General features: G+C 73.6%; 14 protein-coding genes. 7 read left to right on the top strand and 7 right to left on the bottom strand.

From position 1 onward, the window contains the following. Window position 1: 1 nt before the first annotated feature. Window positions 2-1,198: an acyl-CoA dehydrogenase family protein gene (locus HCJ94_RS27540; RefSeq protein ID WP_168003936.1), complete on the bottom strand. Its 1,197-nt coding sequence runs from the start codon at window positions 1,196-1,198 to the stop codon at window positions 2-4. 172 nt (window positions 1,199-1,370) lie between these two features. On the opposite strand from HCJ94_RS27540, the gene HCJ94_RS27535 reads away from it, so the two are divergent. Continuing rightward, window positions 1,371-1,838 (top strand): DUF4190 domain-containing protein, encoded by a 468-nt coding sequence (locus HCJ94_RS27535; RefSeq protein WP_168003935.1) that lies wholly within the window; start codon window positions 1,371-1,373, stop codon window positions 1,836-1,838. Between the two features lie 57 nt (window positions 1,839-1,895). On the opposite strand, the gene HCJ94_RS27530 is transcribed toward HCJ94_RS27535, so the two are convergent. Beyond that, a complete protein-coding gene (locus HCJ94_RS27530; RefSeq protein ID WP_168003934.1) occupies window positions 1,896-2,783 on the bottom strand; it encodes an SDR family NAD(P)-dependent oxidoreductase in 888 nt (295 codons plus the stop codon). A gap of 119 nt (window positions 2,784-2,902) precedes the next feature. Between HCJ94_RS27530 and HCJ94_RS27525 the strand changes: the two genes are divergently transcribed. Next, window positions 2,903-3,445 carry a DUF4190 domain-containing protein gene (locus tag HCJ94_RS27525; protein ID WP_168003933.1) on the top strand — a complete coding sequence of 181 codons (543 nt, stop codon included), beginning with the start codon at window positions 2,903-2,905 and terminating at the stop codon, window positions 3,443-3,445. A gap of 60 nt (window positions 3,446-3,505) precedes the next feature. Here the strand turns inward: HCJ94_RS27525 and HCJ94_RS27520 are convergent, their stop codons facing one another. Further along, window positions 3,506-4,462, bottom strand: a complete 957-nt coding sequence (locus tag HCJ94_RS27520; RefSeq protein ID WP_168003932.1) for an HpcH/HpaI aldolase/citrate lyase family protein — start codon at window positions 4,460-4,462, stop codon at window positions 3,506-3,508. Window positions 4,463-4,592: 130 nt separating this feature from the next. Between HCJ94_RS27520 and HCJ94_RS27515 the strand changes: the two genes are divergently transcribed. Together HCJ94_RS27515 and HCJ94_RS27510 are read left to right on the top strand one after the other, a co-directional pair. Next, window positions 4,593-5,417 carry an SDR family NAD(P)-dependent oxidoreductase gene (locus HCJ94_RS27515; RefSeq protein ID WP_168003931.1) on the top strand — a complete coding sequence of 275 codons (825 nt, stop codon included), beginning with the start codon at window positions 4,593-4,595 and terminating at the stop codon, window positions 5,415-5,417. A gap of 81 nt (window positions 5,418-5,498) precedes the next feature. Then, window positions 5,499-6,218 (top strand): GNAT family N-acetyltransferase, encoded by a 720-nt coding sequence (locus HCJ94_RS27510; protein ID WP_168003930.1) that lies wholly within the window; start codon window positions 5,499-5,501, stop codon window positions 6,216-6,218. On the opposite strand, the gene HCJ94_RS27505 is transcribed toward HCJ94_RS27510, so the two are convergent. Beyond that, window positions 6,219-8,411 (bottom strand): APC family permease, encoded by a 2,193-nt coding sequence (locus HCJ94_RS27505; protein WP_168003929.1) that lies wholly within the window; start codon window positions 8,409-8,411, stop codon window positions 6,219-6,221. It lies immediately after the preceding gene. A gap of 84 nt (window positions 8,412-8,495) precedes the next feature. Further along, window positions 8,496-9,461, bottom strand: a complete 966-nt coding sequence (locus tag HCJ94_RS27500) for a DMT family transporter (RefSeq protein WP_168003928.1) — start codon at window positions 9,459-9,461, stop codon at window positions 8,496-8,498. 107 nt (window positions 9,462-9,568) lie between these two features. Here HCJ94_RS27500 and HCJ94_RS27495 point away from each other — a divergent pair, with 107 nt between their 5' ends. Continuing rightward, complete coding sequence (locus HCJ94_RS27495; protein ID WP_168003927.1) at window positions 9,569-10,282, top strand: HAD family hydrolase; 714 nt, start codon at window positions 9,569-9,571, stop codon at window positions 10,280-10,282. Between the two features lie 48 nt (window positions 10,283-10,330). On the opposite strand, the gene HCJ94_RS27490 is transcribed toward HCJ94_RS27495, so the two are convergent. Then, window positions 10,331-10,843, bottom strand: a complete 513-nt coding sequence (locus HCJ94_RS27490) for a hypothetical protein (protein ID WP_168003926.1) — start codon at window positions 10,841-10,843, stop codon at window positions 10,331-10,333. 51 nt (window positions 10,844-10,894) lie between these two features. After that, window positions 10,895-11,764 (bottom strand): PhzF family phenazine biosynthesis protein, encoded by an 870-nt coding sequence (locus tag HCJ94_RS27485; RefSeq protein ID WP_168003925.1) that lies wholly within the window; start codon window positions 11,762-11,764, stop codon window positions 10,895-10,897. 198 nt (window positions 11,765-11,962) lie between these two features. Between HCJ94_RS27485 and HCJ94_RS27480 the strand changes: the two genes are divergently transcribed. Continuing rightward, window positions 11,963-13,246 carry a magnesium transporter MgtE N-terminal domain-containing protein gene (locus HCJ94_RS27480; protein ID WP_168003924.1) on the top strand — a complete coding sequence of 428 codons (1,284 nt, stop codon included), beginning with the start codon at window positions 11,963-11,965 and terminating at the stop codon, window positions 13,244-13,246. Continuing rightward, the gene (locus HCJ94_RS27475; RefSeq protein ID WP_168003923.1) at window positions 13,239-13,844 is read left to right on the top strand and encodes a DUF1003 domain-containing protein; all 606 of its coding nucleotides are present in this window, start codon (window positions 13,239-13,241) and stop codon (window positions 13,842-13,844) included. Before HCJ94_RS27480 ends, HCJ94_RS27475 begins: the two co-directional genes overlap by 8 nt. Window positions 13,845-13,941 lie beyond the last annotated feature (97 nt).

Below are 13,941 nucleotides of genomic sequence, written 5' to 3'. Positions count from 1 at the left end.
CTCAGAGCTTGTACTCCTTCAGGAGGCCGCGGGAGATGATGGTCTTCTGGATCTCCGAGGTGCCCTCGCCGATGAGCAGGAACGGCGCCTCCCGCATCAGGCGCTCGATCTCGTACTCCTTCGAGTAGCCGTAGCCGCCGTGGATCCGGAACGCCTCCTGCACCACCTCGGCGCAGTACTCGGAGGCGAGCAGCTTGGCCATGCCGGCCTCGACGTCGTTGCGCTGGCCGGCGTCCTTGAGCCGGGCGGCGTTGACCATGAGGGCGTGCGCCGCCTCGATCTTCGTGCCCATCTCGGCGAGCTTGAACGCGACGGCCTGGTGCTTCGCGAGGGGCTGGCCGAAGGTGCGGCGCTGCTGGGCGTACGCGACGGCCAGTTCGAAGGCCCGGATGGAGATGCCGCAGGCGCGGGCGGCCACGTTGACCCGGCCGACCTCGATCCCGTCCATCATCTGGTAGAAGCCGCGGCCGACCTTGTCCTCCCCGCCGAGCACGGCGGACGCGGGGACGGTCACGCCGTCGAGCACCATCTCGGTGGTCTCGACGCCCTTGTAGCCCATCTTGTCGATCTTGCCGGGGATGGTGAGGCCGGGGGCGGTCTCGCCGAAGCCGGGCTCCTTCTCCAGCAGGAAGGTGCTCATGTTGCCGTAGACCGAGTCGGCCCCGGTGTCGGTCTTGACCAGCGTGGCCACCACCGAGGAGTACGCCCCGTTGGTCAGCCACATCTTCTGGCCGTTGAGGACGAAGTTGTCGCCCTGGCGGACGGCCTTGGACTTGATCGCCGAGACGTCGGAGCCGCACTCCGGCTCGGACATCGAGAAGGCACCCCGCACCTCGCCGGTCGCCATCTTCGGCAGCAGCCGGGCCTTCTGCTCCGCCGAGCCGTGCTGCGAGATCAGGTACGCCACGATGAAGTGGGTGTTGACGATGCCGGAGATCGACATCCAGCCCCGCGACAGCTCCTCCACCACCAGGGCGTAGGTCAGCAGGGACTCGCCCAGGCCGCCGTACTCCTCGGCGATGGTCAGGCCGAACAGGCCCATCTCCCGCATCCCGTCGAGGATGTCGGTCGGGTACTCGTCGGCGTGCTCCAGCCGCTGGGCGTGCGGGATGATCTCCTTGTCCGCGAACTCCCGGACGGTTTCCAGGATCGACCGCTGCACGTCGGTCAGGCCGGGTGTCTGGGCGAGTCGGGCCATCTCAGCCTCCGGGGGATCGGCGCATTACTCATGGGTAACTGAACGCTGGGTCAGTATCGGCCGCGCGGGCGGCGCCGCCAAGGTGACCAGTCCACACAACCGCTGTGAAAAGGTTCACCGCTCGGGGTAGCGTCCGGCAATAGGGACGTTCCGGCAGGAGGAGGAGGAGACCGTGAGCCAGCCGCCGCCACCGGATCCCGACCGGCCGCCGTCGCCCTGGGAGCAGCCCGCGCCGGGGGCGGAGCCGCCGCCCCAGCGGTACGACCCCCACCAGCCCCCACCACCGCCGCCCGGGCACGACCCCTACCAGCCGCCGCCGTCCTACGGACCGCCGGCCGGCCCGCCGTACGGGCAGCAGTGGGGCGCGCCGCCCGGCGGGTACGGGCCGCCCCCCGGCGGGGGCCGGGGGATGAACGTCCTGGCGATCCTCTCGCTGGTGTTCGCCTTCGTCTTCGCGCCCGCCGGAATCGTGCTCGGGCACCTGGCGAAGCGGCAGATCAGCACCAGCGGCGAGGAGGGCGACCAGCTCGCCACCTGGGGGCTGATCCTCAGCTACATCTTCACCGCGCTCGGCGTGCTCGTCTGCTGCGGCTGGATCGCCCTGTTCGCGATCGCCGGCAACGACGGGATGATGTACTGACGCCGACGACGGGACGACGTGCCGGCGCCGGAGCCGCCGGCGGCGACTCCGGCACGGTCAGCGGAACTGCGCCTCGCGGACGCTGTTGCCGCCGTCCACCACCAGCATCTGGCCGGTGATGTACGAGGCGGCCGGTGAGCAGAGGAAGGCGATCGCCGCCGCCACCTCGTCCGGTGTGCCGGGACGGCCGACCGGGGTTCCCAGGCCCTGCTTGATCTCCGCCATCGTCGACGCGGCGGTGTGGATGGTGCCCGGGGCGACCGCGTTGACGGTCACCCCGTCGGCGATCATCTCCATCGCCAGCGCCCGGGTGAGACCGACGACACCGGCCTTCGCCGCCGCGTACGCGGCCTCCGTCGGCAACGCGTTGACCGGCCCGGCCGTCGCCGCCAGGTTGACGATCCGGCCCCAGCCCCGCTCCGCCATCCCGCCGATGAACGCCCGGCTGCACAGGAAGGCCGTGGTCAGATTGCGGTCGATCTCGCCCCGCCACTCGTCGTAGCTGAGCTGGGCGACCGGCCGCAGCACCTCCGGGCTCGCCCGGCTGGCCAGGCCGGCGTTGTTGACCAGCACCTCCACGTCACCGAGCTGTTCGGCGACGGCGTCGGCCAGCGCCCCGACCTCCGACTCGTCGGTGAGGTCCGCGACGAAGCCGGTGATGCCCAACTCGCCGGCCCGCTCGTGGATGCGCCGCGTGGTGGAGACGATGGCGACCCGGGCACCGAGGTCGGCGAGGCGGCGGGCGGTCGCGTACCCGATGCCGTCCGGACTGCCCGCCCCGGTGACCAGCGCGACCTTCCCGTCGAGCCGCATGGTGACCGGCTCCGGCAGGGGAGCCGGCTCGTCGTGGTCGGCCGGGCCGGTCGCCAGCCGGCTGCGGCGGGCCACACCGGGACGGCTCGCGTCCCGCCTCGGTCGGCTGCCGGCTCTCGCGTCAATCGCCATGCCAGGATCCTGCCCGGTCGCCGGGATCCGGGCAACGCGGCACCCGGTGGCGGCGTCCCCGGATTTGCCTCCGGCTGACTACTCTGACGGCTCACCCGTACCTCGATGGAGAGCAGACGATGAGCTATCCCCCGCCGTCCGGCGGCTGGCAGGACCCGGCGTGGTCCGGTCAGCAGTCGACGCCTCCGGCCGACCCCACCCTCCCGGTGAGCGGTCAGCCCATTCCCACGCAGCCGACCGGCGGCGACCCGTACGCGCCGACGAACCCGTACGCGGGCACGCCCGGCGACCCGTACGCGGGCCTCAAGCAGGCCTCGGGCCAGCCCGCGCCGGACCCGTACGCCGCGGCCGGCTACCCGCCGCCGGCGTACCCCGGCTACGGCTACGCGCCACAGCGGACGAACAGCATGGCGATCGTGGCCCTGGTGCTGTCGCTCGTGGGCATCGCGTCCTGCATCACCGCGCCGATCGGCGCCATTCTCGGCCACGTGGCGCGCAAGCAGATCCGGCAGACCGGCGAGGGCGGCGAGGGCATGGCGAAGGCCGCCATCATCGTCGGCTGGATCCTGACCGGTCTCCTGGTGCTGCTGATCGCCTTCTACGTGGTGGTGATCATCTTCGCCATCGCGTCCGAGTCCGGCAGCAGCAGTAGCAGCTTCTGAACCGGCGGAAAGCAATGTGCCGCCCCGGTGGGCACCGGGGCGGCACGCGGGCGGAAGCGACTACTCCGACGGCGGGGTGAAGGTCGAGGTGCGGGTCATCCCGGCCGCGCGGCCCTTCGCCGCGATCACCAGCGCCATCTTGCGGGACGCCTCGTCGATCATCTCGTCGCCGAGCATGACGGCGCCGAGCTTGCCGCCCGCCTCCGAGGTGTAGTGCTCGTACGCGTCGAGGATGAGCTCCGCGTGGTCGTAGTCGGCCTGGGCCGGCGAGTAGACCTCGTTGGCGGCGTCGATCTGGCCCGGGTGCAGCACCCACTTGCCGTCGAAGCCCAGCGCGGCCGAGCGCTTGGCCACCTCGCGGAAGGCGTCGACGTCCCGGATCTGCAGGAACGGGCCGTCGATGGCCTGCTTGTCGTGCATCCGGGCGGCCATCAGGATGCGCATCAGGATGTAGTGGTAGGGGTCGCCCGGGTAGTCCGGGATCAGCGCGCCCACCACCAGCGACTTCATGTTGATCGAGGCCATGAAGTCGGCGGGGCCGAAGATGATCGTCTCCACCCGGGGCGACGCGGCGGCGATCGCGTCGACGTTCACCAGACCGGCGGCGTTCTCGATCTGCGCCTCGATGCCGATCCGGCCGACCTCGAGGCCGAGCGTCTTCTCCAGCTGGGTGAGGGTCATGTCCAGCCACTGCACCTGGGCGGCGTTCTGCACCTTGGGCAGCATGATGCAGTCCAGGTTGGCGCCGGCGCCCTCGACGACCTCGATGACGTCGCGGTACGTCCACGGGGTGGTCAGGTCGTTCACCCGGACCACACGGGTCTTGCCGGCCCAGTCGCCCTCGTTGAGCGCGGCGACGATGTTCTTGCGGGCGTCCGGCTTCGCGAGCGGGGCGACCGCGTCCTCCAGGTCGAGGAAGACCTGGTCGGCGGGGAGGCCCTGGGCCTTGCCCAGCATCTTGACGCTGGAACCCGGTACCGCGAGGCAGGACCGGCGGGGGCGACCGACTGCGGCCATGGATGCGCTCCTTCCAGCGTCCGGCGGGCACGCCGACGCCACCTGAACGTGAGATTCCGAGAACTTAACGATCCCAAAGGGCGTTGTGACGCCACGGTAACCTCGTGCCGTGACCGGGGTGAATGGACCTGTGGAAGATCTCACTGGGCGTCGGCTGGTGGTGGTGACCGGGGCCAGCTCCGGCATCGGCCTCGCAGCCGCCGTCGACCTGGCCGCCCGGGGCGACCAGGTGGTACTCGTCGGGCGCGACCCGGCCCGCCTCCAGGCCGCGGCCGCGCAGGTGCGGGACGCCGCCGGGGAGCGGCCTGAGCTGTTCCGGGCCGACTTCGCGGTCCTCGACGACGTGCGGGGGCTGGCCGAGCGGTTGCGCGCCGCGTACGACCGCATCGACGTCCTGGCGAACAACGCCGGGGCTATCGTGCTCCAGCCGATCACCACCGTCGACGGGTTCGAGCTGTCGATCCAGGCGAACCACCTCGCACCGTTCCTGCTGAGCAACCTCCTGCGCGACCGGATCGGCCGGATCGTCGTGACCGCCTCGGGCGCGCACCGCAGCGGCTCGCTCGATCCGGACGACCTCAACCGGCCGCTGCGCCGCTACCGCCCGATGAACGCGTACGGCACCAGCAAGCAGGCCAACATCCTCTTCACCGCCGAGGCGGCGCGCCGCTGGCCGGACATCCCGGCGTACTGCTTCCACCCGGGCGTGGTGCGGACGCGGTTCGGCAACGACAGCCGCCTGGTCGCGCTCGGCATGCGCCTGCTGCCGATCCGCAGCCCGGAGAAGGGCGCGGAGACCCTGGTCTGGCTCGCCAACCAGGACCCGGACCGGCTGCGCAGCGGTGCGTACTACATGGACCGCCGGCTGCGCCGGCCGCTGCCCAAGGCGGCCGACCCGCGGCTGGCCGCCCGGCTGTGGACGGCCAGCGCGAAGGCGGTCGGCGTCGGCGAATAGCGGGGTGCCGCGCCGGGACGTCGGGACACCGCCCAGCGGGTTGGTTGCCGCTCCGGTGCCGGCGCTGCGATGCTCCGCCGCATGACTTCCACGGCAAACGACACGCTCCAGGTGCTCGGTGCGGACAAGGAGCTGGAGGAGCGGCTCAGCGCGGAACTGACCGCGTTCAACAACCGGGCGACCGGCGCGGCGGACGAGGCCGACCTCTCGGTCCGGGTCACCGACGCCGACGGCGGGCTGGTCGCCGGGTTGACCGGCTGGAGCTGGGGCGACTGCGCGGGGATCAACATGGTCTGGGTCCGCGCGGACCGCCGGAGCGAGGGCTGGGGCGGCCGGCTGCTGCGCGCCGCCGAGGAGGAGGCCCGCCGGCGCGGCTGCACCCAGATGTCGGTGTCGTCGTTCTCATTCCAGGCGCCGGAGTTCTACCGCCGGCACGGCTACCTCGACACCGGCCGCCGCGAGGGCATCCCCGGCGGGCACGTCGACCACCACTTCTGGAAGTCGCTGGTCACCGACCCGGCCGCCGCGGTGCGCCTGGTCGCGCTGGTGGAGCTGGCCCCCGGCGCGGTCGAGGCCGGCCGGGCGTACGAGGACCGCGTGCTCGGCCTGCTCGGGCGGCACGGCGGCCGGGTGGAGCGCCGGCTGCGCACCGGTGACGGGCGTACCGAGGTGCACGTCATCCGGTTCGACACGCGGGCGGGCTACGAGTCCGCCCTGGCCGACCCGGAGCGGCTCGCGCTGCGCGCCGACCTCGGCGACGCCGCCCCGACGACCCGGGTTCTCGAGGTCGAGGAGGTCTGACTACTCGGCGAGGTGGATCGGGACGCTGGTGACGACCACCCCGGGCAGCGGACGCAGGGCGGCGCGCAACCGCTGCTCGGTGCGGCTGTGCAGCGGGCGGTGCCACCGGCGGCCGACCACCACCTCCGGCACGATCACGGTCAGCACGAGGTCGGCGCGGGAGGCGTGCAGGGCCTCCAGGTAGTGCGCCAGCGGCCCGATGATCGCCCGGTACGGCGACACGATCGTCTCCAGCCGCAGGTGGTCGCCCCACTCCCGCCACTGGTCCCGGAACCGGTCCGCCTCCGGTTCCTCGGGTGCGATGTGCACGGCGAGGGTCGGCTGGCCGAGCGAGGCCGCGTACGCCAGGGCCCGCAGCGACGCCCGGTTGAGCCGGGCGACCGGCACCACGATCAGGTGGCGTACCTGCTGGGGAAGTTCCTCCTCCTCCGGCGGCCCGCCTGGGGGCGCGGCGCCCGGCGGAGCGGGGGCCGGCACCATCGGCGGCGCGGGCGCGCCGGGCGGTGGCGGGTGCAGCGCGAGGGACCGGTGCAGGATCCGGTAGTGCCGGTGGATGGCCCGGAACAGCAGCACGAGCAGGGGCACGGCGACCACCACGACCCAGGCCCCCTCGGTGAACTTGCCGACCGCGGCGGTCAGCAGCACCAGGCCGGACATGGTGGCACCGGCGGCGTTCACGGCCAGCCGGCGGCGCTCCCGGCGGCGGCGCCAGTGGACCACCATGCCGGCCTGGGACAGGGTGAAGGCGAGGAACACGCCGACGGCGTAGAGCGGGATCAACGACTCGGTGTTCCCGCGGAACGCCACCAGGATCAGCGCGGCGGACGCGGCGAGGGCGACCAGGCCGTTGCTGAACGCCAGCCGGTCACCCATGTGCAGGAAACGCCGGGGCGCGTGCCCGTTGCGGGCCATGAAGAAGAGCAGCCGGGGAAAGTCGTTGAAGGCCGTGTTCGCGGCCAGCAGCAGGATCAGGGCGGTGGCGGCCTGGAGGAGCCCGTACCAGGGACCGCTGGGGAAGGTCTCCCGGGCCAGGTTTGACAGGAGCGACTCCTCGGGGGTGGGCACCACACCGGTCAGGTGGACCAGCCCGACGATCCCGACGAACAGCGTCACCAGCATCGCCACCATCCAGGTCAGGGTGGTGCGCGCGTTGCGCCACTCCGGCGGACGGAACGCCGGGACCGCGTTGGACACCGCCTCGATGCCGGTCATCGACACCGCCCCGGAGGCGAACGCCCGCAGCACCAGCAGGAGCCCGAGCCCCTCGACGGCGGGCACCGGCGGCGGTGGCTCCGGCACGAAACCGCGACCCGCGGCCCGCGCGTAGCCGACGGCGAGCAGCGCCAGCAGGGCCACCACGAAGGCATACGTGGGCAGCACGAAGAGGTTGCCGGCGGTCCGTACGCCGCGCAGGTTCCCGGCGAGCAGGAGGCCGACGACCGCCACCCCGAGCGGCACGGTCCACGCGTTCAGCTCCGGTACGGCCGAGGTGACCGCCTTGACGCCGGCCGACACGGACACCGCGACGGTGAGGACGTAGTCCAGCATCAGCCCGGCGGCAGCGGTCAGCCCCGGGCCGGCGCCCAGATTGTCGCCGGCCACGATGTAGGAGCCGGCGCCGTGCGGGTACGCGCGGATCGTCTGCCGGTAGGACACGCCGACCGCGACCATCAGCAGCACCAGGCCGGCGGCCAGCGGCAGGGACAGCCCGAGGGCACCGCTGCCGGCCAGCAGCAGCACGGCCAGCATCGCCTCCGGCCCGTACGCGACGGAGCTGAGCAGGTCGGACGAGAGCACCGGCAGGGCGACGAGCTTGCGCATCCGCTCGTAGAGCACGGCGGCGCTGCTCAGCGGCGGCCCGAACAGCACCCGCCGGATCCGGGTGAGCACCCGCCCGCCCCGGGTACCGGGAACATTCGCCGGTTCGGTGGCGACCAGTTCCCCCGGCTCGACCCGGAACATGCTGATCGGCGCGAGGCGCCCGTACCGGGTCGGCACCGGCCGGCGGCCGGCGGGATGGAGCGTCGGGTCCACCGGCAGCGCGTCGGCCTCCGGCCGCCGGCCCCGGCGCGCGGCCCGCCACGCCGCCCCGATCCGGCGCAGCGCCCGCATCTCGTCCGCGTCGAGCGGCGGGAACTCGGCCGACGGCGTGACGACGGTTCCCCGCTCGCCCTCCGCATCGCGCCCCGCCATCCGGCACCCCCTCCCCCCGCACTGTCACGGACCAGCCGAGCCGGGGCAGGCGAAACGGCGGGAAAGGTGCCGCCGGGTGGTGCGTCAGTCCGGTACGGGGGCGGCGTCCGCCGGGACGGTGGGCGGTGGCGGGGTGACCCGGGTGCGGCGGGTTCGGGCCCCGCCGAGGATCACCACCGCCACCCCGGCCAGGAGCAGGGCCAGGCCGGGCAGTGCGAGGGTACGCGGCAGCTGGCCCAGCCAGACCCAGCCGATCAGCGCGGCCCCGGGCGCCTCCAGCAGGATCAGCACGCTGACCGTGGTCGCGGAGACCCGGCGCAGGGCGTAGTTGAACATCGAGTGCCCGAGCAGCTGGGCACCGGCCACCAGGGCCAGCACGACGAGCCAGGTACTGGCGTCGAAGCCGGTCACCGGCACGCCGCCGACCAGGCACACCACGAACAGCAGCGCCGCGCACACCCCGTAACAGATGGTCGTGTACGTCGTGGTGCTCACCGCCGTACGGGCCCGCTCGCCGAGCGCGGTGTAGACCGCCGCGAACATGCCGCCGACCACGGCGAGCAGGTCACCGGCGAAGGCGGGGCCGGACACGGCGAAGTCCGCCCCCGTGGCCAGCGCGGCGCCGGCGACCGACACGCCGATGCCGATCCACACCGTGACCGGCAGCCGGCGTCCCTGGGCCCGGGCGATCAGTCCCTGCCAGACGGGCTGGGTCGCGACCAGCGCGGTGGCCGCCGCGACCGTGGTGAGCTGCGCACTCGGCATCCAGGTGGCGAAGTGAGCGGCGAGCGCGACACCGGAGAGCACGCAGTACCAGCCCTCCCGCAGGCCGGCACGCGCAATCAACGCCCGGAACTCCGCCCGCCGCCGCACCACAGCGACCGGGCCGAGTACGGCGGCCGAGAGCAGGTTGCGCCAGAAGGCGATCGCGAGGGCCGGCGCGGCCGCGAAGGCGACCAGGGGCGCGGACGACGACACGGCCACCACGGCGAGCGCCAGCGCGCCGAGCGTCAGCGGGTCCGGTGCCGGGCGGTGCGGTGTGGAGGACACGGGGAGAAATGGTCACACAACTTCGGTAACAACCGACGGTCAGCGCTCGGTTACGATCCAGGCCGATCCGTTGGCGAACCCCCTCGACCGCCCGGAGGCCCTCCCCCATGCCCATGTTCCAGGCGGTGCTGTTCGACTTCTTCGGCACGCTGACCCGTTCGGTGCAGCGCAGCGCGGCGCACCGGGCGACCGCCGACCTGCTCGGCTGCCCGCCCGACGTCCTCACCGACGTCCTCGACCGCACCTACTACGAGCGCGCCACCGGCCGCCTGGGCACCGCCGAGGCGACCCTGCGCTGGGTCTGCGAGCAGGCCGGCGTACGGCCCTCCGACGGGGCGGTACGGTCCGCGGTGGCTGCCCGGCACCGCGCCGTCCGTGCCGACACCCGGCTCCGCGAGGAGGCGGTGCCGACCCTGGCCGCGCTGCACCGGCGCGGTGTGCGTACCGGGCTGGTCAGCGACTGCACCCACGAACTGCCGGCCTTCCTGCCGCACCTGCCGATCGACCCGCTGCTCGACGTCCGTGTCTTCTCCGTGCAGGTCGGCCGCTGCAAGCCGGACCCGGAGCTGTACCGGGCCGCGTGCCGCCGACTCGGCCTGGCACCGGCCGAGTGCCTGTACGTCGGCGACGGCGGCAGCCAGGAGCTGACCGGGGCGGAGCGGGCCGGGCTGACCGCGGTCCGCCTCGCCGCCCCCGACCTCGCCGGCCACATGGTGTTCAACCGCGACGACGCCTGGACCGGCCCCGAGTTGGTCTCCCTCACCGAGGTGGTCGACCTGGTGGACGCGGCGGCACCGGTCGGCGCGGCGGGCCGCGGGTGAAACGAAGGGCCCTTGGTGGTGGGGGCCTCCCGGCAACGGCGCGAGCGCTCAGCGGCGGCGGACGCGGTGCAGGCGGAACGGCTTACGGGTGGCCCGGACCACCGGCGTCTCGCGCGGCGCCTCGGCCAGCGAGCCGGCGGGCAGCGCGGCGCCGGCCAGCGGCTCGCCGGCGGGCGTCAACCGGTTGAGGGCGCAGCCGTCGGCCGCCCAGCGCGCCACGAGGTCGGCGGTCGGACCGGAAGCGTTCAGCCGCTTGGCCGCGACCAGCGGCGCGATGGTCTCCCACTCGTCGCTGCCCGGGGCCAGCCGGGACACCTCGGCCGGCCAGGTGACGATCCGACCGCCGTGGTCGCCCCGCAGGGTGACCTGCGCGTGGGTTGCGTCGGCGAGCCCCGGCGCGGACTGCTCGCCCGGCCCGCTCACCACGAAGAGCGCCCCCTCCTGGGGGAAGCACCAGAGGGCGAGCGCCGCGCCGCCGGGCACGGCGACCCAGGCCACGGCGGCCTTCTTCACCGCCTCGTCGACGAGGGGCGTGGTGGTGGTCCGCTCGGCGTCCGTCACAACCGCATCCTCCCGTACCCGTAGCCTGCTCGCGCGGTCAGTGGGCCCACCTCAGCCGACGAAGGGTGGGACCAGGATCTCGCCGCGGGCCACCGGCATCACCTGGCCGGAGACGGTGGCGCCGACCGCCGTGCCGCCGGCCGCGGTCACCGTGCACCCCAGCGACGACGGGCGGTTGATCTCGACCCCCTGGCGTACGGCGTAGCTCGACCGGCCCTCCCCGGGCAGCAGGCCGCTCGCCACCAGCCACACCCCCAGCCCGAGTGCGGCGGAGCCGGTCGCCGGATCCTCCGGCACACCCAGCCCGGGAACGAACACCCGGGCGTGTGCGGTTTGCGAGTCGGCGTCCCAGGAGAAGACGCTGACGTGCTCCACCCCGTACCGCTGTGCCGCCGCCGCGTTGACGCGCGCGCGGGCCACCGCGTCCGGACGCACCGGGAGGTACGGGAACTCGAGGCCGCAGCCGGCCACCCGGGGCGCCGGGCCGACGTGGTCGTCGGCGGTGAGCCCGGCCATCTCCAGCAGCGGGTCCGGGTCCAGCTCGGGACCGAGGGTGGGCATGCCACCGGTCAGCGTCGCGCCCGTCGCGGTCACCTCGATCGGCAGCACGCCGGCACCGCACTCCTGCATGACCGGGCCGGTGCCGAACAGCCCGCGCCGGCTCGCGGTGACCGCCGCGCCGACGCTCGGATGCCCGGCGAACGGCAGTTCGTCGACGGGCGTGAAGATCCGCGCCCGGTAGGTGGCGCCGGCCTGGCTGGGCGGGAGCACGAACACGGTCTCGGAGAGGTTGAACTCGAGCGCGAGCGCCTGCATCTGCTCGGTGGCCAGCCCGTCGGCACCGAACACCACCGCCAGCGGGTTGCCGGCGAAGGGGCGGTCGGTGAACACGTCCACGATCTCGTAGGCCAGGGTCGACATGGTGATAAACACTAGGCGCTCCGGACCGGTATCGACGGCTCAGCCCGGGCGCGCCGGACCGGGACGGCGGCCGGCGACGTTGGCGACCGGCCCGGACACCACACCGGCATCCGGGCCGGTGTCCGCCTCGCCGGATCACCGCCCGGGCCTCGCCGCTGCTCGGGCCGGGACGTCGACACAGGCCCTAGGCTGGTGCGCGTGAGCACGCCGACCCGGGTCTACATCGCCCGCCTCGCGGGCGTCGCCGTCTTCGACCCCAACGGCGACCAGGTCGGCCGCGTCCGCGACGCGGTGGCCCGGCTGCGGCCCACGAAGCGTCCGCCGGAGGTCGTCGGTCTGGTCGCCGAGATGCCGATGCGCCGGCGGATCTTCCTGTCCATCAACCGGATCACCTCGATCGACGCCGACGCCGTGGTGCTGGGTACCGGCACCCTCAACCTGCGTCGCTTCGAGAAGCGCCCCAACGAGCTGCTCGTGCTCCAGGAACTGCTCGACCGGCGGGTGCAGATCGACCCGGGCGGCCAGGCGGGCACGGTGGTGGACGTGGCGATGGAGTCCACCCGCGACGAGTGGTCGCTGGCCCGGGTCGCCGTACGCGAGCAGACCGGCCGGCTCTCCCGGCGGGGTTACCTGCACCAGGTCGAGTGGGACCGGGTCCGCGGGCTGAGCGGGATCGCCGACGCCCGGGGCACCGCCAACCTGCTCGCCGTGCTGGAGGACATGCGCCCGGCCGACCTGGCCAACGCCCTCCAGGACCTGCCCGACACGCGGCGCAACGAGGTCGCGGCGGCGCTGGACGACGCGCGGCTCGCCGACGTGCTGAGCGAGCTGCCGGAGCACGACCAGGTGGAGATCCTGGCCGCGCTGGACCGGGAGCGCGCCGCGGACGTGCTGGAGCAGATGGACCCGGACGACGCCGCCGACCTGCTGGGCGAGCTGCCGCCGCCGGAGCAGGACGTGCTGCTCGACCTGATGGAGCCGGACGAGGCCGACCCGGTGCGGCAGCTGCTCAAGTACACGCCGGGCACGGCGGGCAGCGTGATGACCTCGGAGCCGGTGATCCTGCCGCCGGACGCCACGGTCGCCGAGGCGCTGGCCCGGGTCCGGGAGCCCCAGCTCTCCCCCGCGGTGGCCGCCCAGGTCTTCGTGACCCGGGCGCCGATGACCACGCCGACCGGCCGTTACCTGGGCATGGTCCACTTCCAGCGGCTGCTGCGTGAGCCCCCCGCCGACATGCTGGGTGGCGTGGTGGTCAACGACATCGACCCGCTGCGCCCGACCACCCCGCTGCCCGAGATCACCCGCCGGATGGCCACGTACGACCTGGTGGCCATGCCGGTGATCGACCGGAACAACCGGCTGGTGGGCGCGGTCACGGTCGACGACGTGCTCGATCACCTGCTGCCCTCCGACTGGCGGGAGCGGGACGCGGCGTCGGGTCCGGCCGTCGCCGACGAGGGGCTGGACGGCGCCGATGGCTGAGCAACGACGGCCGCAGCGCCTGGACCAGCCCCGCGAGCCCCGGCGCCTGACGCTGCCGCGCTTCGACCCGGAGGCCTTCGGCCGCTGGTCGGAGGGGATCGCCCGGGGCATGGGTACGGCGAACTTCATCGTCTACATGACGCTGGTCATCATGGCGTGGTTCGCCTGGAACACCCTCGCGCCGGCGCACCTGCGGTTCGACCCGTACACCTTCACGTTCCTGACCCTGATGCTGTCGTTGCAGGCCAGCTACGCGGCGCCGCTGATCCTGCTGGCGCAGAACCGGCAGGCGGACCGGGACCGGCTGGCGTTGGAGGAGGACCGGCGCCGGGCGACGGCGCAGAAGGCGGACACCGAGTACCTGGCCCGGGAGATCGCCGCGCTGCGCAACGCGATGGGCGAGGTGGCGACGCGCGACTTCCTCCGCTCGGAGCTGGCCCGACTCGCCGAGGAGCTGGACGACGCCGCGGAGCGCCGGCGGCGGCTGGAGCGCCGCGGGCGGGAGCGGCCGAGCGGCCGGGACGGGCTGGACGAGCCCCGGGACGACCGGGACACCGACTACGCCCGCGACGGCCACCCGGAGCCCGGAGCGCACTGAACGCCGCTTGCCTCAAGGGGCCAGGCGAGCGGCGTTCGCCTCGGATCGTCGCATTTCCGCCGGATCCCGTCCAGACACCGCCTGCCATCGAATCGCT

The organism is Micromonospora thermarum (assembly GCF_012034245.1).
GTDB lineage: Bacteria > Actinomycetota > Actinomycetes > Mycobacteriales > Micromonosporaceae > Micromonospora > Micromonospora thermarum.
This window is presented reverse-complemented; position numbering and strand designations above follow the sequence as displayed.